30 protein-coding genes and 1 tRNA gene are annotated in these 26857 nt (G+C 65.1%); 17 read left to right on the top strand and 14 right to left on the bottom strand.

The window, feature by feature from the left end:
- The 4 genes from AC1DRP_RS17275 to AC1DRP_RS17260 form a co-directional block, all read left to right on the top strand.
- The coding region (locus AC1DRP_RS17275) for an RsmB/NOP family class I SAM-dependent RNA methyltransferase (RefSeq protein ID WP_476769070.1) at window positions 1–654 on the top strand (654 nt) is incomplete at its 5' end.
- Between the two features lie 50 nt (window positions 655–704).
- Complete coding sequence (gene guaA / locus AC1DRP_RS17270; RefSeq protein ID WP_441491912.1) at window positions 705–2267, top strand: glutamine-hydrolyzing GMP synthase; 1563 nt, start codon at window positions 705–707, stop codon at window positions 2265–2267.
- Window positions 2264–2572 (top strand): hypothetical protein, encoded by a 309-nt coding sequence (locus tag AC1DRP_RS17265; protein WP_476769069.1) that lies wholly within the window; start codon window positions 2264–2266, stop codon window positions 2570–2572. The genes guaA and AC1DRP_RS17265 overlap by 4 nt, the downstream gene beginning before the upstream one ends.
- A complete protein-coding gene (locus AC1DRP_RS17260; protein ID WP_476769068.1) occupies window positions 2569–3771 on the top strand; it encodes an MFS transporter in 1203 nt (400 codons plus the stop codon). The genes AC1DRP_RS17265 and AC1DRP_RS17260 overlap by 4 nt, the downstream gene beginning before the upstream one ends.
- Window positions 3772–4147: 376 nt before the next feature.
- Here AC1DRP_RS17260 and AC1DRP_RS17255 read toward each other — a convergent pair whose 3' ends face one another.
- The 4 genes from AC1DRP_RS17255 to AC1DRP_RS17240 form a co-directional block, all read right to left on the bottom strand.
- Window positions 4148–5398 (bottom strand): RNA polymerase sigma factor, encoded by a 1251-nt coding sequence (locus tag AC1DRP_RS17255; RefSeq protein WP_476769067.1) that lies wholly within the window; start codon window positions 5396–5398, stop codon window positions 4148–4150.
- Window positions 5398–5751: a YciI family protein gene (locus AC1DRP_RS17250; protein ID WP_476769066.1), complete on the bottom strand. Its 354-nt coding sequence runs from the start codon at window positions 5749–5751 to the stop codon at window positions 5398–5400. The genes AC1DRP_RS17255 and AC1DRP_RS17250 overlap by 1 nt, the downstream gene beginning before the upstream one ends.
- 36 nt (window positions 5752–5787) lie before the next feature.
- A complete protein-coding gene (locus tag AC1DRP_RS17245; RefSeq protein ID WP_476769065.1) occupies window positions 5788–6294 on the bottom strand; it encodes an MAPEG family protein in 507 nt (168 codons plus the stop codon).
- A 220-nt stretch (window positions 6295–6514) separates the two neighbouring features.
- Window positions 6515–7504, bottom strand: coding sequence for a zinc-dependent alcohol dehydrogenase family protein (locus tag AC1DRP_RS17240; RefSeq protein WP_476769064.1), 990 nt, complete (start codon window positions 7502–7504; stop codon window positions 6515–6517).
- Between the two features lie 105 nt (window positions 7505–7609).
- Here AC1DRP_RS17240 and AC1DRP_RS17235 point away from each other — a divergent pair, with 105 nt between their 5' ends.
- Window positions 7610–8509, top strand: coding sequence for a LysR family transcriptional regulator (locus AC1DRP_RS17235; RefSeq protein WP_476769063.1), 900 nt, complete (start codon window positions 7610–7612; stop codon window positions 8507–8509).
- A gap of 101 nt (window positions 8510–8610) precedes the next feature.
- Here the strand turns inward: AC1DRP_RS17235 and AC1DRP_RS17230 are convergent, their stop codons facing one another.
- Together AC1DRP_RS17230 and AC1DRP_RS17225 are read right to left on the bottom strand one after the other, a co-directional pair.
- A complete protein-coding gene (locus AC1DRP_RS17230; RefSeq protein ID WP_476769062.1) occupies window positions 8611–9534 on the bottom strand; it encodes a PLP-dependent cysteine synthase family protein in 924 nt (307 codons plus the stop codon).
- A gap of 1 nt (window position 9535) precedes the next feature.
- Window positions 9536–9898 (bottom strand): DUF488 domain-containing protein, encoded by a 363-nt coding sequence (locus tag AC1DRP_RS17225; protein ID WP_441491900.1) that lies wholly within the window; start codon window positions 9896–9898, stop codon window positions 9536–9538.
- Between the two features lie 87 nt (window positions 9899–9985).
- Here AC1DRP_RS17225 and AC1DRP_RS17220 point away from each other — a divergent pair, with 87 nt between their 5' ends.
- Window positions 9986–10468 carry a MarR family winged helix-turn-helix transcriptional regulator gene (locus AC1DRP_RS17220; RefSeq protein ID WP_441491899.1) on the top strand — a complete coding sequence of 161 codons (483 nt, stop codon included), beginning with the start codon at window positions 9986–9988 and terminating at the stop codon, window positions 10466–10468.
- A 181-nt stretch (window positions 10469–10649) separates the two neighbouring features.
- Window positions 10650–11282 (top strand): 2'-5' RNA ligase family protein, encoded by a 633-nt coding sequence (locus AC1DRP_RS17215; protein WP_441491898.1) that lies wholly within the window; start codon window positions 10650–10652, stop codon window positions 11280–11282.
- Here the strand turns inward: AC1DRP_RS17215 and AC1DRP_RS17210 are convergent.
- Window positions 11274–11933: a helix-turn-helix transcriptional regulator gene (locus tag AC1DRP_RS17210; protein WP_441491897.1), complete on the bottom strand. Its 660-nt coding sequence runs from the start codon at window positions 11931–11933 to the stop codon at window positions 11274–11276. The two genes, AC1DRP_RS17215 and AC1DRP_RS17210, sit on opposite strands and share 9 nt — an antisense overlap.
- Window positions 11934–12016: 83 nt before the next feature.
- On the opposite strand from AC1DRP_RS17210, the gene AC1DRP_RS17205 reads away from it, so the two are divergent.
- Genes AC1DRP_RS17205 through AC1DRP_RS17195 form a run of 3 tightly spaced genes read left to right on the top strand, consistent with a single transcriptional unit; the run spans window position 12017 to window position 13440 of the window.
- Window positions 12017–12613: a superoxide dismutase gene (locus AC1DRP_RS17205; protein ID WP_476769061.1), complete on the top strand. Its 597-nt coding sequence runs from the start codon at window positions 12017–12019 to the stop codon at window positions 12611–12613.
- A 7-nt stretch (window positions 12614–12620) separates the two neighbouring features.
- Window positions 12621–12956 carry a tetratricopeptide repeat protein gene (locus tag AC1DRP_RS17200; RefSeq protein ID WP_441491895.1) on the top strand — a complete coding sequence of 112 codons (336 nt, stop codon included), beginning with the start codon at window positions 12621–12623 and terminating at the stop codon, window positions 12954–12956.
- Entirely contained in the window at window positions 12949–13440 is a 492-nt protein-coding gene (locus tag AC1DRP_RS17195; RefSeq protein ID WP_441491894.1) for a DUF2165 family protein, read from the top strand. The genes AC1DRP_RS17200 and AC1DRP_RS17195 overlap by 8 nt, the downstream gene beginning before the upstream one ends.
- A gap of 36 nt (window positions 13441–13476) precedes the next feature.
- On the opposite strand, the gene AC1DRP_RS17190 is transcribed toward AC1DRP_RS17195, so the two are convergent.
- Both AC1DRP_RS17190 and AC1DRP_RS17185 read right to left on the bottom strand, forming a co-directional pair.
- Window positions 13477–14511 (bottom strand): aldo/keto reductase, encoded by a 1035-nt coding sequence (locus AC1DRP_RS17190; protein ID WP_476769060.1) that lies wholly within the window; start codon window positions 14509–14511, stop codon window positions 13477–13479.
- 55 nt (window positions 14512–14566) lie between these two features.
- Window positions 14567–15748, bottom strand: coding sequence for an MFS transporter (locus AC1DRP_RS17185; RefSeq protein WP_476769059.1), 1182 nt, complete (start codon window positions 15746–15748; stop codon window positions 14567–14569).
- Window positions 15749–15852: 104 nt separating this feature from the next.
- Here AC1DRP_RS17185 and AC1DRP_RS17180 point away from each other — a divergent pair, with 104 nt between their 5' ends.
- From AC1DRP_RS17180 to AC1DRP_RS17165, 4 genes are all read left to right on the top strand, one after another.
- Window positions 15853–16758: a LysR family transcriptional regulator gene (locus AC1DRP_RS17180; RefSeq protein ID WP_441505490.1), complete on the top strand. Its 906-nt coding sequence runs from the start codon at window positions 15853–15855 to the stop codon at window positions 16756–16758.
- 48 nt (window positions 16759–16806) lie between these two features.
- Window positions 16807–17157, top strand: a complete 351-nt coding sequence (locus tag AC1DRP_RS17175) for an ArsC family reductase (protein ID WP_441505491.1) — start codon at window positions 16807–16809, stop codon at window positions 17155–17157.
- A 98-nt stretch (window positions 17158–17255) separates the two neighbouring features.
- Complete coding sequence (tgt, locus tag AC1DRP_RS17170) at window positions 17256–18380, top strand: tRNA guanosine(34) transglycosylase Tgt (protein ID WP_476769058.1); 1125 nt, start codon at window positions 17256–17258, stop codon at window positions 18378–18380.
- Between the two features lie 34 nt (window positions 18381–18414).
- Window positions 18415–19212 (top strand): hypothetical protein, encoded by a 798-nt coding sequence (locus tag AC1DRP_RS17165; RefSeq protein ID WP_476769057.1) that lies wholly within the window; start codon window positions 18415–18417, stop codon window positions 19210–19212.
- Here AC1DRP_RS17165 and AC1DRP_RS17160 read toward each other — a convergent pair.
- Complete coding sequence (locus AC1DRP_RS17160) at window positions 19117–20115, bottom strand: DMT family transporter (RefSeq protein ID WP_441505494.1); 999 nt, start codon at window positions 20113–20115, stop codon at window positions 19117–19119. The genes AC1DRP_RS17165 and AC1DRP_RS17160 overlap by 96 nt on opposite strands.
- A gap of 167 nt (window positions 20116–20282) precedes the next feature.
- On the opposite strand from AC1DRP_RS17160, the gene AC1DRP_RS17155 reads away from it, so the two are divergent.
- A complete protein-coding gene (locus AC1DRP_RS17155; RefSeq protein ID WP_441505495.1) occupies window positions 20283–20954 on the top strand; it encodes a hypothetical protein in 672 nt (223 codons plus the stop codon).
- An 18-nt stretch (window positions 20955–20972) separates the two neighbouring features.
- Here AC1DRP_RS17155 and eno read toward each other — a convergent pair whose 3' ends face one another.
- Window positions 20973–22256: a phosphopyruvate hydratase gene (gene eno, locus AC1DRP_RS17150; protein WP_069880643.1), complete on the bottom strand. Its 1284-nt coding sequence runs from the start codon at window positions 22254–22256 to the stop codon at window positions 20973–20975.
- Between the two features lie 143 nt (window positions 22257–22399).
- Between eno and queF the strand changes: the two genes are divergently transcribed.
- Window positions 22400–22855 carry a preQ(1) synthase gene (queF, locus tag AC1DRP_RS17145; RefSeq protein WP_441505496.1) on the top strand — a complete coding sequence of 152 codons (456 nt, stop codon included), beginning with the start codon at window positions 22400–22402 and terminating at the stop codon, window positions 22853–22855.
- A 2-nt stretch (window positions 22856–22857) separates the two neighbouring features.
- Here queF and AC1DRP_RS17140 read toward each other — a convergent pair whose 3' ends face one another.
- From AC1DRP_RS17140 to AC1DRP_RS17130, 3 genes are all read right to left on the bottom strand, one after another.
- On the bottom strand, window positions 22858–24060 hold the full coding sequence (locus AC1DRP_RS17140; RefSeq protein ID WP_441505497.1) for an MFS transporter: 1203 nt from the start codon (window positions 24058–24060) through the stop codon (window positions 22858–22860).
- 6 nt (window positions 24061–24066) lie between these two features.
- A complete protein-coding gene (gene kdsA / locus AC1DRP_RS17135) occupies window positions 24067–24927 on the bottom strand; it encodes a 3-deoxy-8-phosphooctulonate synthase (RefSeq protein WP_476769056.1) in 861 nt (286 codons plus the stop codon).
- A 72-nt stretch (window positions 24928–24999) separates the two neighbouring features.
- Entirely contained in the window at window positions 25000–26424 is a 1425-nt protein-coding gene (locus tag AC1DRP_RS17130; protein ID WP_476769055.1) for a multicopper oxidase family protein, read from the bottom strand.
- Window positions 26425–26651: 227 nt separating this feature from the next.
- Between AC1DRP_RS17130 and AC1DRP_RS17125 the strand changes: the two genes are divergently transcribed.
- Window positions 26652–26736, top strand: a tRNA-Leu gene (locus AC1DRP_RS17125).
- Window positions 26737–26857 lie beyond the last annotated feature (121 nt).

Genomic DNA, 26857 nt, shown 5'->3' with positions numbered 1-26857 from the left:
GACGAGGGCTCGCAGCTCGTCTCGCTACTGGCCGGCGCCAAGCACGGCGAGACCGTGGTCGACCTCTGCGCCGGCGCCGGAGGCAAGACGTTGGCTCTCGCTGCCCAGATGCAGAATCAGGGTCGCCTGTTCGCGACCGATCTCGATAGCCGTCGTCTGGCGCCACTGCATGAGCGTCTGGCGCGCTCGGGCGCCAGTATCGTCCAGATCCGCGTCCCGCGCAGCCGCGGCCATGAATCCCTCAGCGAAGTCATTGGCGAGGCCGATCTCGTCCTGGTCGATGCGCCCTGCACCGGTTCCGGCACCTGGCGGCGTAATCCCGACGCAAAATGGCGCGTCAGACCGGGCGCGCTCGCCGAGCGGATCAAGGACCAGGCCGAGGTGCTGGCGCGCGCAGCCCGCCTGGTGAAACCCGGCGGTCGTATTGCCTATGTCACCTGCTCGGTGCTTCCGGATGAGAATGACGGGGCCGTTTCAGGGTTCCTGCAGCGCCACCCCGGCTTCACCCTCGTGCCGAGCCAGGAGATCCTGTCGTCGAGGGAAGGCGACTTTGCTTTGCTCGCGCGGTTCTCGACCGCGCTTGGCCTGCAATTGTCGCCGCAGCGCACCGGGACGGACGGATTCTATCTGGCTTGCGTCAGGCGCGAGGCCTGAGGCGCGCTTGCGCCGTTGCGCCTGCGCGCGTGATGGCGTAACCGGGCGCGATGACGAGCAAGCCCCACGACTCCATCCTCATCATCGATTTCGGTAGCCAGGTCACGCAGCTGATCGCGCGTCGCGTACGCGAGATCGGCGTCTATTGCGAGATCGCGCCGTTCCAGTCGGCCTCCGAGGCCTTTCAGCGGATGAAGCCGAAGGGTGTCATCTTTTCCGGCGGGCCGGCCTCGGTGCCGGATGAAAATTCGCCGCGTGCGCCCCAGGAAGTCTTCTCGGCGGGCCTGCCGCTTCTCGGCATCTGCTATGGTCAGCAGACCATGGCGCATCAGCTCGGCGGCAAGGTCGAGGGCGGGCATGCGGCCGAGTTCGGCCGCGCCGATGTCGAGATCGTCGCGCCCTCGGCACTGTTCAGGGAGGTCTGGAACCAGGGCGGCCGCTTTCCGGTGTGGATGAGCCATGGCGACCGCGTCACGCAGTTGCCGGCTGGTTTTTCGGTCAAGGCGACCTCGGAGAACGCGCCCTTTGCGGTGGCGAGCGACGAGGAGCGGCGTTTCTATTCGACCATGTTCCATCCGGAGGTGGTGCATACGCCGGACGGCGCCAAGCTGCTGCGCAACTTCGTCGTCGATATCTGCGGCTGCGTCCCGGATTGGAGCATGTCCGCCTATCGCTCCGAGACCATCGCCAAGATCCGTGCGCAGGTCGGCAAGGGCAGGGTGATCTGCGGGCTTTCCGGCGGCGTCGATTCCGCCGTTGCCGCCGTGCTGATCCACGAGGCCATCGGTGACCAGCTCACCTGCGTCTTCGTCGATCACGGCCTGATGCGGATGAACGAGGCGGAAGAGGTCGTGCGCCTGTTCCGCGACAGCTACAATATCCCGCTCGTGCATGTGGAGGCTGAGGAACTCTTCCTCGCCGAGCTCGCCAAATGCGGCTCCGATCCGGAGGCCAAGCGCAAGACCATCGGCCGCCTCTTCATCGAGGTCTTCGACGAGGAAGCGCGCAAGCTCGGCGGTGCCGATTTCCTGGCGCAGGGCACGCTCTATCCCGACGTGATCGAGAGCGTCTCCTTCTCCGGCGGGCCCTCGGTGACGATCAAGTCGCACCACAATGTCGGCGGATTGCCCGAGCGCATGAAGATGAAGCTCGTCGAGCCGCTGCGCGAGCTGTTCAAGGACGAGGTCCGCGTGCTGGGCCGGGAGCTTGGCCTGCCCGAGGCCTTCGTCGGCCGCCATCCCTTCCCGGGGCCGGGCCTCGCCATTCGCTGCCCCGGCGAGATCACCAAGGAAAAGCTCGACATCCTGCGCAAGGCCGACGCGATCTACCTCGAGGAGATCCGCAAGGCCGGTCTCTACGACGTGATCTGGCAGGCTTTTGCCGTGCTGCTGCCGGTGCGCACCGTCGGCGTGATGGGTGACCACCGAACCTACGACCATGTCTGCGCGTTGCGTGCCGTCACCTCGGTGGACGGCATGACGGCCGATTTCTATCCCTACGACATGGCCTTCCTCGGCCGCACCGCGACTCGTATCATCAACGAGGTCAAGGGCATCAACCGGGTCGTCTACGACGTGACGTCGAAGCCGCCCGGTACGATCGAGTGGGAGTGATTCAGACCCGCTCGAATGTCGCGCTGAGGGTCTTTCCCGGCCTCGAACATCACAATCTGCGCCGGCTCTTCCATGCCGGCATCTGCGTTCCGGTCAACTCCGGTGATCCAACGTATTTTAGAGGTCACGTAAGCGAAAATCTCATCCCCTCGGCCGAGGGATTGGGCCGGACCGCAGAGGAGCAATTGACCCTGGCAGACAACGGCCTCAGGGCCGCGTTCGTCGATGAGGACAGGCGTAAAACGAACCGGAAGGTCATCAAGGGCAGGAGTCCACTGGGCCTTGCAAGCGGTCTCCTACAATGAGACCTGAAGATACGGATTCTCCGCTCCGCATCTGGCTTGCGGTAATCGTGCTCGGCATCGCCTCGTTCACAATGGTCACGACCGAGTTCGCGCCGATCGGGCTGCTGTCCCAGATCGCCCTTGATCTGGGACGAGATCAGGCCGCGGTCGGGCTCACGGTGACGCTCTATGCCTGGATCGGCGCCGCGAGCGGCCTGTTGTCGGTCGTTCTGCTCCAGAAGTTTCCTCGCAAGCCATTGCTCATCGTCTTGATGCTCATTCTTTCCGCGACCAATCTTGCGGCGATGATTTCCCACAGCTTCGACGGGTTGTTGCTGGCACGCGCGGTGGGCGCTGTCGTTCTCGGTTTCTTCTGGGCCATGGCGGCTGCGGTCGCGTCACAGATTGCACCGTCCCACCGTATGGGTGTTGCAACCGCAATCATATTCGGCGGGATCTCGATGGCGACCGTTGTCGGCGTGCCGCTCGCGAACCTCGTCGGTCAGGCGAGTGGATGGCGTGCAGCGTTTGGTCTAATTGGCGCAGTCGGGCTGCTTACCTCGGTCCTGATGATCGCAGTTCTTCCCAAAATGCAGCCCGGATCGCCGGCAGGATGGAGAGAGCTTGGATCGGTGTTCCGCAGACATGACCTGCTGGGGATCTATGCTGTAACGGCATTCATGGCGGCGGCGAATTTCGCAGCGTACACTTTCATCGAACCATTCCTCGGAGAGATTTCGGATCTTCCCCAGGTCATGATCGGTGTGTTGCTGTTCGGCTTTGGGGGAGCAGGATTCATTGGGAACATCCTGACCGGCTTTCTCATCGACCGCTTCATGAAGTCCATCATCACTGCAGGGCTTTTTGCCTTGTGCCTGGCGCTTGTTGGCCTTGGATGGTTCKGTCCTCAGCTAGGAACAGGTGGAGTCTTCGTCTTGCTCGTCATCTGGGGCGCCGCCATCGCGGCGCTGTTCGCGGGCCTGCAGACCTGGATCCTGCGCGCGGCCGGTTCGACAGTCATGTCCGCTGCCGCGATAGACTCGGCGGTCATCAATTCGGCGATCGGCTTCGGAGCCATCCTCGGCGCCCGGATATTGACTGTATCCGGCGTATCCGGAGTGATGCTGGCCGCCGGAATGGTCGTCATTGTCCCGCTTCTGATCATCCTGTTGCAAGCGGCTCCCCAGGCTGGCCCGAAGGAAAGGGGGAGCGTTGCTTGATGGTTGAGGCTGCAGTCAGACGCCGGCAGGCTTCTCAAGAATACTGAGACGGGTTCGGCAACGGTCCGGTGATCTTGCCTTTGAAATCAGGACCCCAACTTTTTGACAGTCCTGATGTCGGAGTTTTTGCGGTTACAGATTAGATTTGCGAGAAATGTCCATTGGTTATTCGTTGTTCAAACAATCGAGTGGAGTGAGGGCGAGCGGCGGCAGCAGGCCAGCACCCACCGCTCGCGGGTATGCGAGTATGTGCATGCGACAACGACCTTTGATCGCCGATAGCGCTCCTCAGATTGTCGAGGCCATGGCTTTGACCAACTCCTGAGGGGCTCCTTCACCGCCGGATTTGGGATCAGATTGACCGCCAGTGCGGTCCCTAAGATGTCTCTGCCGCGTGCCGGGCGACCTGATCCCGGCGGCACCTGAGAAAGACCGCGTCCGATGGACTGGACGCAAGGCCGATGGCGCGATCAAAGGCCGCAAGCGCGGCGTCGGTCGGGCCCGAGCGGGACAGCAATTCGGCACGTGCCGCATGAAACGGCTGATAGGCCGAGAGCGCTGAGGCAAGCAACTCAAGAGCGTGCAAGCCTGCTTGGAGTGCGCCAGCTTCCGCCAATGCCACGGCGCGGTTCAACCGGACGACCGGCGTCGGTTCGATCCGCAACAGGCTATCATAGAGCAGGACGATCTGCGGCCAGTCGGGCGRCTCCGCCTGGACATGCAAGGCGGCAATCGCCGCCTTGATCTGAAAGGCCCCCGGCGCGCGTCGCGCCACTGCACGATCGAGCAAGGCCAGCCCTTCGGCAATCCGGGCGCCATCCCAAAGCCTACGGTCCTGCACTGCAAGTGGGACGCTGGTTCCGCCGGCATCGAGCCGTGCCGCGCGGCGGGCTTCGGTGATCAGCATCAGCGCCAGCAGTCCCTCGATTTCGGCCTGGTCCGGACGCAGGCCATTCAACATGCGCGCAAGATAGATGGCCTCTTCACCCAAAGGACTGGCGTGAGATTCGTCCGTGCCCGAATAGGCCTGGTTGAAAATGAGATAGACGACGGTCAGGACGGATTGCAGCCGCTCTGCCCAGGCTTCCGGTCCGGGTACGGCATAGGGAATGCCGGCGGCGAGTATCTTTGCCCGTGCCCGCGAGAGGCGCTGGCCCATGGTGGTTTCGTTGTCGAGGAAAGCAGCGGCAACGTCGGCCGTGCTCAATCCGCCCAGGGTGCGAAGCGTCAGTGCGACCCGGGTCTTGGGCTCCAGCGCCGGATGGCAGCAGGTGAAGATCAGCCGCAGGCGTTCGTCGGCAATATCCTCGGTCGTCGTCTCGGCTGCTTCGGCTAGGGAAAGCCGGGCGATCTCGCCAGCCTTGCGGTCCTCACGGGCCGACTTGCGCAAGCGATCGATCGCCTTGCGCAGCGCGACCTTCAAGAGCCAGCCCTGAGGCGAGGCAGGCAGCCCCGTCCTTCCCCAATGCACCACCGCCGAGGCCAGGGCGTCCTGCAGCGCGTCCTCGGCAAGCTGAAAATTCTTCAGCTGAACAATCAGCGCAGACAGAAGCCGCCCCCGATCCATCCGCACCATATTCTCGATGGCGCAGGAAACCGATCGGGGATCGGGGGCGGCCTCCGACATCAGGCGTCGTAGTCCATCACGGGCCGCACTTCGATCGTCCCATAGGCCGCCGACGGGATCATCGCTGCGAAGTGCAGGGCGGCATCCAGGTCGGGAACCTCGAAAATATAGTACCCGCCGAGGCGTTCCTTGGTCTCGGCAAAGGGGCCATCCATCGTCTCCACCTTGCCTCCGCGAATCCTCAGACTCGTGGCGGTCTCGACATCCTTCAGGCCTTCGCCCGCCACATAAGCGCCCGCCGCCTTCAGGGTTTCGTTGAAGTCGAAATACCCCTTCATCATCACCTCGAATTCAGGCGTGCCATAGGCTGGCTCGAGGGACGGGTCACTATAGATCAGCGCCATGTACTGCATGTCAGGTCTCCGGTGTTGGGCAGGTTCGGGGAGGTGTCAGGGGCGAGAGCCAAGCGCCGCGAGGGCGAGGGCCGCGGTCAGCGTCAGTGTCGCAAGGATGCAGGCGGAGTTACCCGCGATCCGCAGGGGATGGGTGGGGGCATTGGCGCGCAGTCCGATGGGGTGCAAAATCCGCCCGATGACGACCAGCAGCCCGGCGGCATGGAGCCAGAGCGGGCCGGCGCCCTGGCCCTCGGCCAGCACCATCAAGATGAGGATCATCGGCACCCATTCGACGAAATTGCCATGCCGGCGGATGCGTTCGTGCAGATTGGCATTGCCTGCATCTCCGATGGAGACGCTCAATGCCGAGCGGGTTTTGGTGACGCCGATCCACAGGACCAGAAAGATCACGGCCAGGGGGATCGCATAGATCGAGGTAATCGGAAAAATCATCAGGGTTGGGCCATTCAGCTTGGTTTCGATGCCCCAAGAACGCTGCCCAATCCCGGATTTCGACATCCAAGCAAAAAATTTCAAACGAGCACGCCGGGTGGCATCCACTAGGGTAAATTGGCCGCCTGGGCCAGTGGTATGAAATTCTATGAAGAATTGCTCTGATGGAAAAGGGTGAAGTCGTTCGTAGGATATTACATTTCGATACTGTGCCTCACAGCGGATAAATATAGCCTGAAATTCATTCGATCGCTCGATGCGAATAGACTTCGCGGCGAAGTCCGGTCCTTGGAGTCGCCGCGCCTCCGGCGGGAGAACGCACGAGCGATCAGATCGTCACGACGATCTTGCCGAATTGTTCGTTCGACTCCAGGAACCGGTGCGCCTCGACGATCTGGTCGAACGGAAAGATCCTGTCGATGGTCGGCTGAAGCGATCCGGACGCCAGCCCGTCGAGGATGAACTCCTTGGCCGCCTCGAGCCGCGCGGGATCACTGAGGATCTCGTGTACGAGGTAGCCGCGGAGCGTCAGCGTCTTGCTGAGGACGGCGAAGAGCGGGAAGGGAGTCGATTCAGGGCTCAAGCCGCCATATTCGACGAGAATGCCACCCCGCGACATCGCGGCCGTCAGCGGGCCGAATATCGGGCCGCCGATCGGATCGAGCACGACGCGTACACCATTCCGGCCAGCGATGTCCGACAGCCGCGCTTCCAGATCTTCCTCGGCTGAAGCGACGACATGGGGCGCGCCAAAGGCGAGCAGGGCCTGCTTTTTGCCTGAGGTGCGCGTGACCGCGATCGTGGTCGCGCCCACCATCTTGGCAATCTGGAGCGCGGCAAGTCCAACGCTGCTTGATGCAGCCGTGATGACGACAAAGTCCTCCCTGCGGAGCTTGGCGATGTCGATAAGCGCCCCATAGGCGGTGAGGTACTGCATCCAGAAGGCGGCAGCCGCTTCGAAACTGAGCGATGGCGGATGCTTCACGACGAGTTCGGCTGGAAACGTGGCAAGCTCGCCATAGGCGGGCCAGCGCACCATCGACACGGGTGGCACCACGCTGACGGCGTCGCCAAGTACCAACCCTTCCACATCGTCGCCGGCGGCTTCAACGATGCCTGCTGCCTCAAGGCCGAGACCGGACGGCAAAGTCGGTGTCTCGATATAAGTGCCGGCGCGCAGCAACGCCTCGGCGCGGTTCAGCCCGAGCGCCTTGACCCGGATCTGCACCTCGCCTCGGCCGGGAGCCGGAACCGTCACGGTTTCGATGCGCAAGACCTCGGGACCACCATGCTCATGAAAGCGAACGACGCGTGCCATAGGCTGTAACTCCAAATTATTTGAACGGAATAAGCTATGCGTCCGGGCTGCGCCGCGGATAAATGGCCGAATCGGAAGATCAGTCGAAACTATGGGTTCTGAAAGATGGATCGCCTTACGAGCATGACCGTGTTCGTCAAAGCCGTTGACCTAGGCTCGTTCGCGGCTGCCGCCGAGGCTCTCGATCTGTCGGGGCCGATGGTCGGCAAGCATGTCCGCTTCCTGGAAGAGCGGCTGGGCGTGAGCCTCATCAACCGCACCACGCGCCGCCAGAGCCTGACGGATTTCGGGCGCACCTATTACGATCGCTGCCGCGTCGTTCTGGCCGAAGCCGAGGCTGCAGATGCGCTCGCTGCCGACCAGCTTTCAGAACCGCGCGGAAAGCTGCGTGTCACCATGCCTGCGCTCCTCGGCCGATGCTGCGTTGCGCCCATCCTGCTGGAGCTTGCGCGGCGCCATCCCGCGCTGGAACTTGATCTGTCGTTCAGCGACCGCATCGTCGATCTTGCCGAAGGGAACTACGATCTCGCCATCCGGACAGGCGAGCTAGCGAACAAGACAGGCGTGATCGCGCGACGCATCGCGCGTCACCGGATGCTCGTCTGCGCGTCGCCGTCCTATCTCGAGACACACGGCCGGCCCGGGCAGATCGAGGAGATCGGCCGGCATCACGCCATCATCTACAGCCGGCCGGGCTGGATCCATCCGTGGCTGTTCGCGCGCGAGGGCCAGCCACCGGTGGAGGTTGCGCCGGTCGGCCGGTTGCGGCTCGACGACCTTGATGCCGTGGCCGATGCCGCAGCTTCCGGCCTGGGCCTTGCCTGGCTGCCATCTTGGCTGATTCAGGAGCGCATTCAGGCAGGCAAGCTTGTGCCGTTGTTGCTGAATGAGCCGGGATATGTGTTCGACAACTACGCGCTATGGCTGCAGACGCCTCACCTGCCGCGCAAGGTACGTCTCGCCGTCGATGCGCTGGCATCGGCGCTGCCCAGGCTCATGGCCTGAAATGCAGGGCATAGGGCGTCGCGATGACTTCAAGGCGCTTTCGGCGCCCATTCCATCCCCACCGGACAAGAACGGAGTGTCGTGCGTCGGCCGGCAGCGCCTCAGTGCTTGCTGAGATATTTCATACCGGTATCGCACATCACGGTGACGATGGTCGCGCCGGGGCCGAACTGCTCGGCGAGGCGTAGCGCTGCGACGACATTGGCTCCCGTCGACGTTCCCGCGAAGAGGCCTTCCTCTCGGGCGAGGCGGCGGGCCATGGTGGCAGCCTCCTCGGTCGAAACCAGATCAATCCGGTCGGCGATGTCCTTCTCCCAGAGCGGCATGACATAGCCGGCGCCGATCCCGTCGATCTTGTGGGCTCCGGTCGCGCCGCCCGACAGCACCGGGGATTCGGCGGGCTCCACGGCCGCAATTGCGATCGCGGCATTGTGCCGGCGCAGCGCCTCGCCGGTTCCGCGGAGCGAGGCGGCGGTGCCGACGCTCTGGACGAAGCCGTCGATCCTTCCCTTCGTCTGCGCCCAGACTTCGTCAGCCATCCGGTGATAGGCCGCCATCTGGTCGCGGTTCTTCATCTGGTCGGTCCAGAAACTGCCGGTCTCGGCGGCAAGGACCCGTGCGGCTTCGATCATGTCGCGGGTGAGCTTCTCGGTCATGCGGCCGCTCTCACTGGGAATGATCTGAAGCTGGGCGCCCAGCAGTTTCATATGCTCGAGCTTCTCTCGCGCGAACGCGTCCGAGGTCACGATATGCAGCGGGTAACCCTTCACGGCACAGACCAGCGAGAGGGAGACGCCCGTGCTTCCGCCGGTATATTCGACGACGGAACCTCCCGGCTTCAGGCGGCCGTCCGCTTCGGCGGCCTCGACCATCGCCAGCGCCATGCGGTCCTTCATGCTCTCCGTCGGGTTTTCGCTTTCCAGCTTCAGCAGGATCCGGGCGCCGTTTGCCGGTGCGATCCGCCGCAGCGCGAGGAGGGTGGTGTTGCCGACGAGGTCCAGGATGGTTCGGTCCGGGTGGTTCATCTCAGGCGCCCTGCTGTTCGAGCCAGATCTTGAGCGCAACCGCATTGTTCCGCTCTTCGTCACGCGCCGCGTAGAGCAGGGTCACCGGACCTTCGCGCAGATGCCGGAAAAGCTCCCTGGTGGCCGCTTGCGCCGCTTCGCTCGTCAATTCGTCCGCATAGGCCGCGCGGAACGCATCCCAATCATCCGGCTTGCCGTGAAACTGCTTCCGCAGGGCATTGCTCGGCGCGATCTCCTTGAGCCAGAGGTCGATATGCGCCTTGTCCCTGGAGATGCCGCGCGGCCAAAGCCGGTCGACCAGGATGCGCTTGCCGTCATTGGCGGCCCGGTGGTCGTAGACGCGCTTCAGGACGAATGAGGCCATTGGACGTCTGCCACGTGGGGAACGAGGCGCCCGGATCGCGCGACGCCCATTTCCATGCATCTACATGTATTGTAGATGCATATAACCATGAGAGCTGGGAAGCAATCGCAAGGCAGCCTGCGACGCGAGGCTCGCGCCCTGGTCGACGCTTGCCCGGCCTGGAATGCCCGGCTGGCGGCGCGACGCATTTCGCTGTTCATCGATCGGGACATGGCGGCCCTTGGCCTTACCGCGGCGCAAGCCGGGCTGATGGCGCAGATCGCGACCATCGGCGACGATACGCTCGGCGCACTCGCTCAGCGGACCGGGCTCGAGCAATCCACGCTGTCGCGCAATCTGCGTACGCTGGAACGCGAGGGGCTGATCGAGATCGCGGTGGTGGAGGCAGACTTGCGGCGTCGTGCAGTGTGGCTGACCGAAGCCGGCGTACGGCGGTTACAGGAGGCCCTGCCGGTCTGGCGTCAGGCCCAAGCCCGTCTCGCGCAGATCCTGAGGCCTGGACTGGCGCGCGAGCTCGCAGACCACAGCGAGGCGCTGAACGAGGCGAAGCCCGGATCACGATTGCCTTGAAAGCTCCAAAATCTCTTGGTCGAGTGCGCGCCCTGGTCCCCCTCCGGCGAGCATCGGGCGCTGAGGTCGGTCGCGCTGCGATTGGAGGGCCTGGCTAGCGGGCAGCAGGACAAGCGTATCGGATTTCGTGCTGCGGTAGCGGTCGGGCGTCTTGCCGGACAGGTCGAGAGCGAGGTGCGAGATGACACCTGTCGACGCGTGTGATCTGTCGTTTCCGGATCTCAGTCTTCCGCAGAACCTTCGCGGCCCCCCGCGGGCAGGCAATCGCGAAAGCGTCGCAATCTTCTTCGCGCTCCTGCCGGAGCCGGACACAGCGAGCTACATTTCCCATCTCGCCGGCGACCTTCGCGCCGAGTTCAAGCTGCACGGTCGGCTGCGCCCGCCGAGCCTGCTCCATGTCTCGCTCAACAAGGTCGGCAATTTCATCGAATTGCCGAGGGAAATCATCGCCGCAGCGCTGGAAGCCGGCCGAATGGTCGAGGCCCATCAGTTCGCCGTGAGCCTTGACCGGTTCCTCAGTTTCAGCGGCGGTGAACCTCACGCCCTTGTCCTGTGCTGCGGGGAGGATCTCGCCGCGCTTTCGACACTGCGCCGCAACATCGATCGAGCGCTCAAGAGGGTCGGGCTGAAACCGGGTGGTCAGGCAGGTTCGACGCCCCATGTGACCATATTATACGACCGCGAACTCGTACCTCCCATGGGGCTCGAGCGGCCGATCGGCTGGGTTGCCCGCGACTTTGTCCTGATCGAGAGTTTCCAGGGACAAGGCCGATACGAGATTCTGGGGCGCTGGCCGCTGCACCCGCTATGTTGAAGGTCGAATGCGGTAAGCGCAGCGCCGCGCGCCATGAAGGATGTGTTCCTCTCGTTCGACCGAACAGCCCGGTCCGAGCGCGTCTCTGAAGATCGCGAGTTCGGCGCGGCAAAACCCCTGGCAAATCGACGCCGCGGCGCAGATCGGACAGTGGTTCTCGATCAGAAGCCAGCCATCGTCCGATCGCTGCCATTCGGCCATATAGCCTTCGCGGCTCCGGATCTCGGTGAGCGCCGCAATGCGGGCCTCCAGCCCTTCGGCGCCCGCCATGGCTGCCTGATAGGCGGTTCGCATCTCGGTTTCGCGGGCGTTGATCAAACGGTCGAGCGCGTCTGCCCCCAGGAGTTCGCGCACGGACCGCAACAGGCTGACCGTGAGCTCCGCATGGCTGTCGGGGAAGCGCGCCTGACCCTTGTCGGTCAAACGCCAGAACTGGGTTGGGCGGCCGACACCTCGGGACACGGTCTCGGTTTCGACAAGGGCTTCGGTCGCGAGCTTCGCGAGTTGCTGCCGCGCGTTCTCGCCCGTGGTGCCAAGCGCCCTTCCCAGATCAGCCGCGGTCTGTGCGCCGCGTGTCTTCAGCAGGGTCAGCAGCCGGTCAGCCGGCGGACGGGGCAGTGATGATGCATTTTCCAAGTCGTAGCTTGACATATTTCAGGAGCGCCAATATTCCAAGTCAATACTTGTTTTATAGAGCTTGCAGCAACCCGCTGCAAGCTGCGCTGGAGATGACGATGCCCTTCACGGTTCCGAGCCTGCCTTACGCCCTCGATGCGTTGGCGCCCGTCATGTCGGCAGAGACGCTGGACCTGCATCACGGCAAGCACCATCAAGCTTACGTCACCAAGCTCAACGAGCTTGTTCCGGGCTCGGCCTTCGAAGGTTTGAGCCTTGAGGAGATCATTCGCGGCTCCTTCGAAAGACCGGGCGCAGAGGCGATCTTCAACAATGCCGGCCAGCACTGGAACCACAATTTCTTCTGGCCCTCGCTAAGGCCCGATGCCGGCGGCATGCCCGGCAGGCTGGAAGCCCGGCTGAAGGGCGACTTCGGAACGATCGATGCCTTCAAGGCCGAGTTCGTGAAGCAGGGCCTTGCCCAGTTCGGTTCCGGCTGGGTCTGGCTGGTGCAGACGCGGGAAGGGCGTCTTGCCGTCACCAAATCAGCCAACGCGATCAACCCGCTGGTCCATGACCAGACGCCGCTGCTCGGCTGCGATGTCTGGGAGCATTCCTATTATGTCGACTATCGCAACCGCCGTGCCGATTACCTCCAGGCCTTCGTCGATCATCTCGTCGACTGGGATGTGGTCGCGTCGCGCTTGCCGGCCTGAGCCGATGATGGGACTCGCTGAGCGGCTCTCGGCGCGGCTCGCGGCTGGCGCCGAGAGCCACATCCTCCGCTTCGCCCTTGGCGCCGCCTGCCTGAAGAGCGGCGACGGCCCGGCCGCGATCGTACACCTCGAGCGCGCGGTCGCGCTTGATCCTGATTATTCGGCGGCATGGGCGCTGCTTGGCCGCGCCCGGTTGCTGGCGGGGCGGACGGAAGCGGCGTGCACAGCGTGGCAGCGTGGAATTTCGGCGGCCGAGCGGCGAGGCGACATTCAGTCCGCCCGGCAGATGCAGGTCCTCCTCAAACGCGCTTCAAAACCTGCCGGAGACGTGGATCGTGCCTGATCTGCCCTCAGCGATCCTGCTGTTCAAGACGATGCTGGTCTGCGGTCTTTCGCTCTGGTCGGCGATCACGGTCCTGAACAATATTGGCGACTTCCGTGGGGCGGCCGGCGCCATTGCGCGAACATTGGCGATGACGCCACTCAGGGAGGAGCCCGCGATCCCGACGCCGCTGCTCCGGCGGGCGCTGCGCTGCGATCACTGGTCTGTTCTCGCGCTTGCCGCAATCCTCGCGATGCAGGCCCTTGCGACAGCGCTGCTCGGCCTTGGTGGGTTTGAGTTGATCCGTGCCTGCCTGACTGCCGCGGCTCCGGCGCGGGGCATCTGGTTCTCGACTGCGGGGCTGGGCGTGATGGCGCTGGTCTGGCTGTCGATGATGAGCGGCGGGCTCTGGTTTGGCTACTGGATCCGTCAGGGCGAACTTCAGCTGACGCAGATCGCCCTGCTCACCATGACCGTTGTGGCTGCGCTGGCAGTCAATGCCTGACGCCGCTCGGGCGTCAGGCTGGCTTGTCCTGCTGTCTCAGACGATGGGCGGGTTGAGCCGCGCAAACCCCGCCTGACGGCGATAGGCAAAATAGGGATAAGGCGCGGTCACGCTGCTTGCTGCATCCAGCCGTGCGATCTGCTCTGCAGTCAGCGACCAGCCGACCGCTCCGAGATTCTGCCGGAGCTGCTCCTCGTTGCGGGCGCCGATGATGACGCTCGACACGGTCGGGCGCTGAAGCAGCCAGTTGATCGCGATTTGCGGTACCGATCGGCCGGTCTCCTTGGCGACCTCGTCGAGCGCATCGACCACCGCATAGAGCCTGTGATCGTCGACCGGCGGACCGAACTCGGCGGTCTGGTGCAGGCGGCTTCCCTCCGGCAGCGGCTGGCCGCGGCGCAGCCTACCGGTGAGGCGGCCCCAGCCGAGCGGGCTCCAGACCAATGCGCCCACGCCCTGGTCGCGCCCGAGCGGCATCAGTTCCCATTCGTAGTCACGCCCGACCAGCGAGTAATAGACCTGATGCGCGACATAGCGCGGGTAGCCATGCCTCTCCGCGAGTGCGAGCGACTTCATCAGCTCCCAGCCGGCAAAGTTGGAGACGCCGACATAGCGGAGCTTGCCGGCGCGCACGAGGTCACTGAGCGTCGACAGGACCTCCTCGATCGGCGTATGGGCATCGAAGGCGTGGAGCTGCAACAGGTCGATATGCTCGGTGCCGAGCCGGCGGAGCGCATCTTCGACCGCCTTGATCAGGCGCGGGCGCGACGATCCGGCATCGTTTGGTCCATCGCCCATCGGAAGGCTGGTCTTGGTCGAGATCAGCACCTCGTTGCGGCGCCCCTTGATCGCCTCGCCCAGCACCTCCTCGGACGCTCCGTTGGAATAGACATCGGCGGTGTCGAACAGGGTGAGACCGGCCTCAAGGCAGATGTCGACCAGTCGCCGGGCTTCTCTGGCGTCGGTGGTGCCCCAGGCGCCGAAGAGCGGACCCTGGCCACCGAAGGTTCCGGCGCCGAAGCTGAGGGCGGGGACCTTGAGGCCGGATGCTCCGAGATTACGATAGTCCATGATGGCTCTCCTTGGTGGTGTGATGGAGCAGATAAGTCTGGTTGGATGAAATCGCTCAGCAGCCACTCAGGGCCGGTGCCGTGACCGCGGCTTTGCGATCGAGGCGCAGGCTCCAGAGGGCGACCACGAGGCCGCCGATCGGCATCAGCGCTGCGACGAGGGGGACGGCCGTCAGGCCGGGCCCATGGTCGATCACCGCGCCGCCCGCCCAGGCGCCGAGCGCATTGCCGAGATTGAAGGCGGCGATGTTGAGGCTGGAGGCGAGGCTCTGGCCAGCCCCGGAAGCCTTCTCCAGCACCCAGATCTGAAGGGGAGGGACGGTGGCGAAGCCGGCGGCGCCGAGCAGCCCGACGAAGATGGTGGCTGCGATGCCGTCGTGAATGGCGAAGGTCATCAGCCCGAGCACCAGCGCCAGGACGAGCATGCTGCCGATCACCGTCGGGACCAGGTAACGGTCGGCCAGCCGCCCGCCGATCAGGTTGCCGATGATCAACCCACCCCCGAAGACGAGCATGACCGGTGAGACCAGGCTATCGCCGAGCCCGGTCACCCTGGTCAGGATTGGCGCGATATAGGTGAAGACCGCGAAGACGCCGGCAAAGCCGAKGACAGTCGTCAGCAGGCCGAGCAGTACGGGGCGTTGCGCCATCGCCTTCAAATCGGTGCGCCAGTCGCTCGCCTCCGGTGCCGCCTTATCCTTCGGCACGAAGGCCGCGATGATGGCGAGCGCGACGATGCCGACGAGCGTCACAGCCCAGAAGGTGGCGCGCCAGCCGAGCTGCTGCCCGAGCCAGGTGCCGAACGGCACACCGAGGATATTGGCGATCGTCAGGCCGGTGAACATGATCGCGATGGCAGAGGCCTTGCGCTCCTGCGGCACCAGGCCGGTGGCGACGACCGAGCCGACGCCAAAGAAGGTGCCATGCGCGAAGGCGGTGAGGATGCGCGCTGCCATCAGCAGTCCGTAGTCCGGAGCCAGAGCGCAGGCGGCGTTGCCGAGCGTGAAGATGACCATGAGGGCGAGCAGCACGGTTTTGCGCGGCCAGCGCGCGGTGAAGGCTGTCATCAGCGGCGCCCCCACGACGACGCCCAGCGCATAGCCGGAGATCAGCAGGCCGGCCGAAGCGATCGAGACGCCGAGATCGGCGCTKACCTCGATCAGGAGTCCCATGATGACGAATTCGGTGACGCCGATGCCGAAGGCGCCGGCGGTGAGAGCATAGAGTGCAATGGGCATGGTGGTTGTCCGCAAGACGGGAGGATGTCTCGCGGCAAGATGGCGCGCTGCAGCATCGTGCGTTAGACTGCCGCAAGGAATATCATTTGTGAGATGAATTCATCATGGCGCGTTTGGAGATCAACCGCTCCGGCGAGATGGAGGTCTTTGCCCGGGTCGTCGAGCTCGGCGGCTTCTCGGCGGCGGCCCGTGCCTTCCGGATGACGCCTTCGGCCGTCAGCAAGCTCGTCGCCCGGCTGGAGAGCCGCCTTGGCACGAGACTGGTCAACCGCTCGACGCGCAAGCTCCAGCTCACGCCCGAAGGCGGCATCTTTTATGAGCGCAGCATCCGTGTCCTGGCCGACCTGGACGAGGCGGAGCGTAGCGCCTCCTCCAGCGAGAGCCCGGCGGGCCGCATTCGCCTCAATACCAACGCCTCCTACGGCACGCATATTCTCGCGCCGGTCGTGCCGGAATTCCTGGCGCGCTACCCGGGCGTGACGCTCAACCTCGTGCAGACCGATGCCATCATCGACCTCATGGAAGAGCGTACCGATGTCGCGGTCAGGGCCGGTCCGCTGAAGAGCTCCAATCTCATCGCCCGCAAGCTCGGCGCGACCCGCATGACGATCGTCGCGGCGCCGATCTATCTGGAGCGGTTCGGCGAGCCGAAGAGTGTCGCGGAACTCGACGGCCATAACCGTATCGGCCTCTGCTACGCCCGCACCATAGAAGGCTGGCCGCTGCTCGATGGCGGTCAAGCCGTCACCGTCCCGATCGTCGGCAGCACGCAGACCAGCGATGGCGAGGCATTGCGGCATCTGGCTGTCGCGGGGGTGGGGCTCGCGCGGCTGGCGACCTTCACCGTGCGCGAGGATATTCGGGCCGGAAGACTGCGGCCGGTTCTGGAGGAGAGCAATCCGGGCGATCTCGAGGAGGTGCACGCCGTCTATCTCGGGCAGGGCGGACCTCTGCCGGCGCGTATCCGGGCGTTGCTCGATTTTCTGGGGGAGAAGGCGCGCGTCGGTTGAGCCTGGCCCAATCCCTGCCTAGACCAAGGCGTTCAGGCAGAGGGCGACATGGCGATCACGATTTACGGCATCAAGAACTGCGACACGATGAAGAAGGCCCGAACCTGGCTGGACGAGCACGGGGTCGCCTATCGCTTCCATGACTACAAGGCCGTTGGCGTGGCGCGCGCCAGTCTCGAGGCATGGTGCGCGGAACATGGCTGGGAAACGATCCTGAACCGCGCCGGCACCACGTTTCGGGCGTTGGCCGATACCGACAAGCAGGGGCTCGACACTGGCAAGGCAATTTCCTTGATGCTGGCGCAGCCCTCCCTGGTCAAGCGGCCGGTGCTCGACCTTGGCTCGCGGACATTGGTCGGTTTCAAGCCGGCGCTCTACGAGGCGGCCTTCCCGCGCTGATCCAGGACCATGGCCATGCCGGGCTCGGCCGTGCCGTCACGGTGGGCCGGCGTGCGCTGCACTTCCGTTGTCGCTGCGGCTGCGCTACCTCGCTGCGCATGACAACCGATTTCAGCTTCCATCTGCTCGGTCGGGACGGCGCTGCCCGTACCGGCGAGATCCGCATGCCACGCGGCGTAATCCGCACCCCGGCCTTCATGCCGGTCGGCACAGCCGCGACCGTGAAGGGAATGTATCCCGAGCAGGTCAAGGCGCTMGGCGCCGATGTGGTGCTCGGCAATACCTATCACCTGATGCTGCGCCCCGGCGCGGAGCGCATCGCGGGTCTTGGCGGCCTGCACAGTTTCATGAACTGGCAGCACCCGATCCTCACCGATTCCGGCGGGTTCCAGGTGATGTCGCTCTCCCAGCTTCGGAAGCTGACCGAGGAGGGCGTGACCTTCCAGTCGCATATCGACGGCTCGCGCCACATGCTCTCGCCCGAGCGCTCGGTCGAGATCCAGAACCTGCTCGGCTCCGACATCGTCATGCAGCTCGACGAATGCGTCTCGCTGCCATGCGAGGATATCGTCGCCGAGAAGGCGATGCGCCTGTCGCTGCGCTGGGCCGAACGCTGCAAGACGGCCTTCGGCAATCCCGCGGGCAGGGCGCTCTTCGGCATCGTCCAGGGCGGTTCCGTGCCGTCCCTGCGTGTCGAGAGTGCCAGGTCGCTCGTCGACATGGACCTCAAGGGCTATGCGATCGGCGGCCTTGCGGTCGGCGAGCCGCAGGACGTGATGCTCGCGATGATCGAGACGGTAGAGCCGCATCTGCCGCAGGAGCGCCCGCGCTACCTGATGGGCGTCGGCACTCCCGACGATATCGTCGAGTCGGTGAGCCGCGGCATCGACATGTTCGACTGCGTGATGCCGACCCGTGCCGGGCGCCATGGCCAGATCTTCACCCGCTTCGGCCGGATGAACCTGCGCAATGCCAAGCACGCCGACGATCCCCGGCCGATCGACGCGCAGTCGAGCTGCCAGGCTGCCAACGGCTATGCGCGCGCCTATCTGCACCATCTCGTCAAGGCCGACGAGATGCTCGGCAAGATGCTGCTGACCTGGGTCAATCTCGCCTACTATCAGGATCTGATGGCCGGGCTGCGCRCTGCGATCGCGGCCGGAACGCTGGTCAATTTCATCGCGGAGACCAAGGAAGGCTGGGCGAAGGGCGAGCCGGCATGATCGCGATTGCGACAGCCAAGTCCCGGCTGGAGCGATGATCGACCCCTGGCTCGGCATGCTGCTGCTCAAGATGGCGACCGCGGCAGCGATCGTCGTCGGTTGCTCGCTGCTGGCCGAGCGGACCGGTCCGCTCGTTGCGGCCCTGATCGCGACGCTGCCGATTTCGGCCGGGCCGGTCTATGTCTTTCTGGCGCTCGACCACGACCCGGCCTTCATCGCCGCCGGTGCGCTCGGCAGCATGGCTGCCAATCTCTCAAATGCCGGTCTGGCGCTGGTCTATGTCCTGCTCGCCCAGCGCCTCGGCATGGTGGCGAGCCTCGTGACGGGGCTGGCGACGTGGTTCACGATTGCCATCGTGCTGCGGCAGCTCACGCCGCCGGTCATGGTTATGRCTGCACTGACTGTGGCGGTCTTTGCCGGCCTTCACATGCTCTTCAGGCCGTATCTGGCGGCGCGGCCGGCGGCGCCTCCCGGGCGGCCCTGGTACGCGATCCCGCTGCGCGCCGCTTGCGTCGCCGGGCTGGCGGGGACGGTGACGACCATCAGCGCACGCGTCGGCCCGGGTTGGTCCGGCGTGCTGGCGGCTTTTCCCATCGTTCTGTCGAGCCTCATCGCGATGCTACAGCCGCGCATTGGTGGCCCCGCGACGGCGGCCGTCATCGCCAACTGCGCGCTCGGCCTTCTCGGATTCGGCCTTGCGCTTGGCCTTGTTCACCTGACGGCGGTGCCGCTCGGCTCATGGCCGGCGCTCGGCCTCGGGCTTCTGCTTTGCGTCGGCTGGAATCTGGGCCTGATGACTATTGCCCGTCGCACGCGTCGGGCGGCGCCATGACGCGATGAATAGGCCGCCAATGATCAGGATGAAGCCCACCACCTGAAGCGGGCCCGGGATCTCGCCCAGGATCGGGATGGCGAGCAGGGTGCCCGTCACCGGGATCAAAGGGGGAAAACGCCCGACGACGGAGGCGCCGAGCACATGTGCCGCCCAGCCCCAGATCCACAGGCCGATGATGACGTTGAGCACGCCCTGGTTGAGCGCATGCGCGACGAGCACCCACCACGGCGCGACATCGAAGCCGCGGAAATAGAACAGGAAGTAGAACGGCAGATAGGCCATCGACAGGACCGAGACGATCGCCGCCGCCTTTAGCCCGTTCACCTTCCAGAGCTGGATCAGCAGCGGGTAGAAGCCCCAGAGCAGCCCGACGCCGAGAAAGCAGAGATCGCCGCGCAAGGTGCCGGCCGTCGAAGCGGTGCTGCCGGCTATGCCGAGGCAGGCCAGGCCTGCGAGAACTCCGATGACGCCGATGATCAGGTTCCGCGTCAGCATGGCGCCAAACAGCACGACACTTCCTGCGATGCCGATCAGCGTCACCGTTCCAGGGCCGATGGTGGCGCCATGAGCCGCCGGGGCTAGCGTCAGCCCGGTCAGCATCAGATAGGTCATCGGAAAGCCGCTGGTGATCGCGAGCCAGATTCCGCGCCGCCAGGTCACGCCGCCGCATGTCGCCAAGCCCCCATCCCTGAGGAAGATTGGCAACAGCAGAAGACCAGCGGTCGTGAAGCGCAGGGCTAGCAGATCGTGCTGGCTCAGTCCGTTGAGCACGGCGTGGCGGCTGATCACGAAGTTCGAGCCGAAGATCAGCACGCTGCACAGCATGCCGATGACGGCGAGACGCCAGCGCAGCCGTACTGCCTTTTGATCCATCAGCGAAGCGTCGGCGATCTTGTCCATGCTTCGATTAATCCCGCATCGCACAATCGCGATACGCCCGATGCTGCATGGCGCGCCCGCACCCGTCGCGGGATGGGAAATCTGTCGAGGGCCGCAATTGCTCCCCGGCTGCGCCATTTTGTCGCCGTGTCCGGCCTCTTCTCTCGAGGCGACCAAGGGATGAACTCATGAACGACGATACGACGAAGATGGCGATCGGCCGGGTTCTGCGCAGCTTCGGCGGCCAGGTCGCGGTTTCGGTCACGGCCTCCGTGGCTGCCGCCGGAGTTCTGGCCTTTCTTCAGATCCAGTCCGGAGCTGCCCATCGCGCGACCATGGCTGAGCAGATCGTCCGGGCGTCGCAGCCTGATGCCGAGCTTGCAAATGCCTCGGAAGCGCCCGTGAGCAAGTTCCTGGAGCGGCATCGCGATCAGATGAGCGCCGGCAATGCGGAGTCCGTCTCGCCCACCAGGGCCTTGGCTGTGCCGGCGACGTTGCTGATGCCGATGGCGACAGCCTGGGCGCTGCCAGCCGGCACGACACCCGCCTTGGCTCGCTTTGAACCGCAACGTAGCAGCGCGCCCGTCACTGCGGCGGCGCACACGGTCCCGCGCGAGCGGAGCAAGCCAAGCGTCGCGGCAGCGCAGCCTTTGCCGATTTCGCCACCGCTGCAACTGGCGGCCTCCGCGGGGGACGCCACGACGGCCGTCGCTTCAACGCGCGGGCCAAGCCTGCTGGGACTGGAACTGCCAGACGGCGTTACGCGGGCCGGCCGCGCGCTGGGCGGCCTCGCCGATCGGGTCGGTGCCGCCGGGACCTGGACGGTCTCGACGGCAAGCCAGCTCCTGCCTAGTTGGTGAGAGCAGGCGCCTTCAGCTTCAGGCCAGCGCCTTCAGCGCCGAGCGGCCGGCATAGATCGCCTGGGCGCCGAGTTCTTCCTCGATGCGCAGCAGCTGGTTGTACTTCGCGGTACGGTCGGAGCGGGCAAGCGAGCCCGTCTTGATCTGCCCGCAATTGGTGGCGACAGCGAGATCGGCGATCGTTGCGTCCTCGGTCTCGCCCGAGCGGTGCGACATCACCGCGGTGTAGCCGGCGCGCTGCGCCATCTCGACGGCGGCAAGCGTCTCGGTCAGCGAGCCGATCTGGTTGACCTTCACCAGGATCGAGTTCGCGGTCTTGCTCTTGATGCCCTGCGACAAGCGGGTGACGTTGGTGACGAAGAGATCGTCGCCCACGAGCTGGCACTTGCTGCCGACGAGATCGGTCAGAGCCTTCCAGCCCTCCCAGTCATCCTCGGCCATGCCGTCCTCGATCGAGACGATCGGGTAGTTGCCGACGAGCTTGGCGAGGTATTTGGCCTGCGCCTTCGGATCGCGGGTTTTGCGTTCGCCTTCATAGACGTAGGAGCCGTCCTTGAAGAACTCCGTCGCGGCGCAGTCGAGTGCCAGCGCGATGTCTTCGCCCGGCCGGTAGCCGGCCTTCTCGACCGCCTGCATGACGAAATCGAGCGCAGCCTCGGCCGATTTCAGGTTCGGCGCGAAGCCGCCCTCGTCGCCGACATTGGTGTTGTGGCCGGCGTCGTGCAGAGCCTTCTTCAGCGTGTGGAAGACCTCGGCGCCCATGCGCAGGGCTTCCGCGAAGGAAGGCGCGCCGACCGGCATGATCATGAATTCCTGGAAGTCGATCGGGTTGTCGGCATGGGCGCCGCCATTGACGATGTTCATCATCGGCACGGGCAGGACGCGGGCGGAGGTGCCGCCGACATAGCGATAGAGCGGCAGGCCCGAGCATTCGGCTGCGGCCTTGGCGACGGCGAGCGAGACGCCGAGAATGGCGTTGGCGCCGAGCTTCTTCTTGTTCGGCGTACCGTCGAGATCAATCATGGTCTGGTCGATCGCGGCCTGGTCCTCGGCATCCATGGCGACGAGGGCTTCGGCGATCGTGGTGTTGACGATTTCGACGGCCTTCAGCACGCCCTTGCCGAGATAGCGGCTCTTGTCGCCGTCACGCAGCTCTACGGCTTCATGCGCGCCCGTCGAGGCGCCGGAGGGGACCGCGGCGCGGCCCATCGAGCCATCCTCGAGCACGACGTCGACCTCGACGGTCGGATTGCCACGGCTGTCGAGGATTTGGCGGCCGATGATGTCGATGATCGCGGTCATGGGAGGCTCCGGTGCGAGGCGAAACGGAAGGATGCCGCGCTTCTAGCCAAGCGCAGGCGTAACGGAAAGAGGCGTCGCGGCGATTGGCCGGTGGCGCGGGCGCGCCCGAGGCTCTAGAAGGCCGCCTTCAAGGAGCCATGACCATGACGATCGACGCCTCGACCCTGCAACTGGGCCATGCCAGTGCACTGCCGCAATCTCCCGAGGAGGCCCGCCTCGACCGTGTGCCCAATCCGCATGCCGGCACGAATTATCTCGCGCGCTTCACATGCCCGGAATTCACCTCGATCTGCCCGGTGACCGGCCAACCCGATTTCGGCATCCTGGTCATCGATTATCTGCCCGGCCAATGGCTGGTCGAATCGAAGTCGCTGAAGCTCTATCTCGGGTCGTTCCGCAACCACGGAGCCTTCCACGAGGATTGCACCGTCAATATCGGCAAAACACTGGTCGAGCTGCTCGAGCCGGAATGGTTCCGCATCGGCGGCTATTGGTACCCGCGCGGCGGCATCCCGATCGATGTGTTCTGGCAGACCGGCGAGCCGCCGAAGGGGCTCTGGCTGCCCGATCAGGGCGTCGCTCCTTACCGCGGCCGCTGAGTTCAGGTCCGCGAGCCTGCCAGCGGCAGGATGCGCGGCGTCACGATGCCAAGCAGGCCGATCCCTGCCGCAAAGAGCAGGATCGCGCCTGTCGTGCCGAGCAGATGCAGCGCGATGCCCATGGCGACGGGGCCGATCGCATGGCCAAGGAACAGCGCGCAGGCGAAGAGCGAGACGGCCGAGCCGCGCGCTGTCGGAGCGAGCTCGGTCGCCTGAGCCTGGAAGGTGCCGTGCATCAGGAAGAAGCCGAACCCGTTCAGGGTGAACAGGCCAACCGCGCTCCACCAGGGTAAGAAGGGCAGCGAGAACAGCACATAGCCCGTCGCCATCAGGAGCCCGCCGGTGACCGTCATGCGGGCCGGTCCGAGGCGCTCGACCAGGATGCGGGTCAGGATCCCGTAGATGATGCCGCCAAGCCCGGTTCCGGCGATCACCAGCCCGGCCAGCGAGGGGCCGATCCCTGAGCGCTCCTGCAGGATCGCCGCGACATAGGGCGGCATGCCGAAGATCAGGCTGCCCTCGGTGATGACGATCGCATAGAGCAGCTTGCTGCGCGGGTTGGCGAAGACGGATCTGTAATTCGCCAGCGCGCCCGCAAAGCTGAGCGGCAGCCGTGCCGCGTCCGGGCGCGGCTTCAGCACGACGATGACCAGAAGCGCTGCAGCCGCCGCCATGGCAGCGGCCATCACGAAGACACTGCGCCAGCCGAAATGCTCCGCGATGACGCCCGAGCAGGCGGCCCCGGCCATTTGCCCGACGATCATCAGGACAAGGAAGCGTCCGAGCAGTACCTGCCGCTCGGCCATTGGCGCGCGGTCGCCGATCGCGGCCATGGCGATGGGGATGACGCCGCCGGCAACGATGCCCGTACTCGCTCGGATCACCGTCAGTACGTCGAAGGACAGGGAGAAGGCGGCAGCCATCGAGAGCAGGGCAAGCAAGCCGAGGCAGACACTGATCGTCCGCAGCTTGCCGACCGAATCCGCGATCGGGCCCAGGAAGGGCTGACCGACCGCGTAGGCAAAGGAGAACGCAGTTGCCATGGCGGCGATCTGCGCAATCGTCCGGCCGAACTCGGCTGCCAGTGTCGGCACCAGCGGATCGAGGATCCGCATGGTGAAGGTCGATGCGAAGCCGCAGGCCCCGAGGACCAGGATCAGCGGGCGCAGCGAGGCGGGCTTGGTTGCGGTAACGGGCTTGTCCATACGGCCTTAAACCGGCGCGCGCCTCGCCTTGGCAAGCCGATCAAAGCCTTGCAGCTCTGCGATCAGCGCAGGGAAGTCCGCGAGCGGCACCATGTTGGGGCCGTCCGACGGCGCATTGTCGGGGTCGGGATGGGTCTCGATGAAGAGGCCGGCGACGCCGACCGCGACCGCGGCCCGCGACAGCACGGGCACGAATTCGCGCTGACCGCCTGTGGAGGCGCCCTTGCCGCCCGGCTGCTGGACGGAATGCGTCGCGTCGAAGRTCACCGGTGCCCCGATGCCGTCGGCCATGATCGGCAGCGACCGCATGTCGGTGACAAGCGTGTTGTAGCCGAAGGACGCTCCGCGCTCGGTGACCATGACATTCGGATTGCCACTCTCGGTGATCTTGGCCGCGACGTTGACCATGTCCCAGGGGGCCAGGAACTGGCCCTTCTTGACGTTGACGACGCGCCCGGTCTGTGCGGCAGCAACCAGCAGATCGGTCTGACGGCACAGGAAAGCAGGAATCTGCAGGACGTCGACGACCTCGGCCACGGCGGCGCATTGCCCGGCCTCGTGCACATCGGTCAGGACCGGCAGGCCGGTGCGTTCGCGGATCTCGGCGAAGACGGGCAGGGCGGCCTCGAGGCCCATGCCGCGCTGCCCCTTGACGCTGGTCCGGTTCGCCTTGTCGAAGGAGGTCTTGAAGACCAGTCCGATCTCAAGTCTTGCCGCTATCTCCTTGAGCGCAAGCGCGATTTCTAGCGCGTGCTCGCGGCTTTCCATCTGACAGGGGCCGGCGATCAGGGCAAGCGGCAGGGCGTTGCCGAAGCGGACCGGCCTCGCGAGGTCGGCGCCGATCGTGACGATGGCGTTGGCGGACATGGCGGCTCCAATGCGGTTGCTGGTGGCGGGCTTAGGTCGCTCGTCCGGCTGAGGTCAAGCCGGGGCCGCAGCTCAGGTCACCTCGAACCAGGTCCAGAGACCGAGATCGAAGCGCTCCAGCACGGTCGACGAAATCAGCCAGCGGCCAGGATTGTCGGCGATGAAGGCGATGTGCAGCCGCCGCCCTTCGGGGATCTGGACGGTATCGAGGAAATAGGGCTCCCAGCCGTCGTCGAGCGGATGCAGCAGGCGAAAACTATGGCCGTGGACATGGATCGGCTGCAGGAAGGCAGTGCGATTATCGATCGCGATCACCACCGGCGCGCCGCGCCTGACGCTGAAGAGGGGCTTGGCATCAGGCGTGCCGACTGCACCGTTGATCGCCCAGGGCCGGGCGAGATCGAGGCCGGAGAGGTCCAGTTTGCTGTCGGCGGTGACCTTGGCTCCGCCGGTCACGACGACTTCGCTACGCCTGGCGTCCTGCAGTCGCACGGCGAGCGGCAAGGCCGGATTCGGCTTGAGCGCAGCGATCTCGCCTGCCGCCGCCTGCCTTGCTCCCTCCGCGACGAAGCGCAGCAGAGGAACGCCCGAGCCGGTCAGCGCCGTGACCATTGCTGTGGCCCCCGCTTCGTCCGGCATGTCGAAGACGAGATCGTAGCGCGTGCCGGGGGCGAAGGGCAGCTGAGCGCGCACGGGTTCGAAATTATCGGTCGGCTGGCTGTCGACGGCCATGACGAAGGGCTTGATGCCGTCGAAACGCAGCCGCGTGATCCGGGCATTGCAGGCATTGGCGAGGCGCAACCGAACGCGTGCCCCAGGGAGCACCGCGATGCGCTGCGGCGGCGCCTTGCCATTGACGGTGATCCAGTTGCCGAGCCGGCCGGCGGCGGCTCCTTCGGGCCCCTTCGCGTCAAAGGGCTGGATCGATTGGTCGTCGCCCAGCAGCCAGTCGGTCACCACCACCGGCAGGTCGAGATCGACGCGTGGCGGCTCAGTCTCCTCAACGATGAGCAGGCCAGCCAGGCCGCGTCCTGCCGGCTCGGACGAGCCGCCGACGAGGAGAGGGCGATACAGGAAGAAGCCCGAATCGGGCGGCGTCAGCCGGTATTCGAAGCTGGCTCCCGGCGCGATCGGCTGCTGGCTGAAGCCTCCGACACCATCCATCTCGGACGATCCGCGTAGGCCATGCCAATGCAGACTCAGCGGTTTCGTCGTTCGGTTCTCCAGCCGGAGCCGCAGCGTCTGTCCCAGCTTGATCCGCAATACGGGCCCAGGCGTTTCACCGTCGACGGCCCAGACTTCGCTCTCCGGGGCCGGAGGTGGCCGCAGGCGTATCTTCGCCGGGCCGGCAACGAGGTTCCGGTTCGGCGGCGCGGCTGAATCGGCGTTCTCCGTCAGGGACTTCACTGGGGTGGTGGCCGGCAAGGATTGTGCGCCGGCCTCGCCCAGGACTGCACAGGCGCCCAGTCCCGCCAGCACGATGCGCCGTGTCGGCATGGTCGCCTGGCAACTGTGAGAAGGAGGACGGCGAGCGCTTCTGTCGGTCATGGCAAGCGGCATAATCCGTGGCGCGCGATCTGGCGAGAGGCCGGTATGGCGCCCCTGATTCAACGGCTTCGCAGAACCGTCGCATTTTTTTGCTGCATGCCGCGCCTGAAATGCGTATAGCACCGCGGCCCAACGATGGCGGCGCTGCGTTTGCTCGCGCGCAGCGCATCGGGTCGGCGGGCGTGGCGGAATTGGTAGACGCACTGGATTTAGGTTCCAGCGGCGAAAGTCGTGGGGGTTCGAGTCCCTCCGCCCGCACCAGACTTGGCCGGATTTCTCAAGCGCGGCGGCGGGCAACCCGACGGCGCGCGTTTGGATTTTTGAATTAACGAGCAGTTGGCGGAACGAAACAATGAACGTGACCGAAACCCTGTCCCAGGGC

The organism is Allobosea sp. 01N443, assembly GCF_056399325.1.
This window is presented reverse-complemented; position numbering and strand designations above follow the sequence as displayed.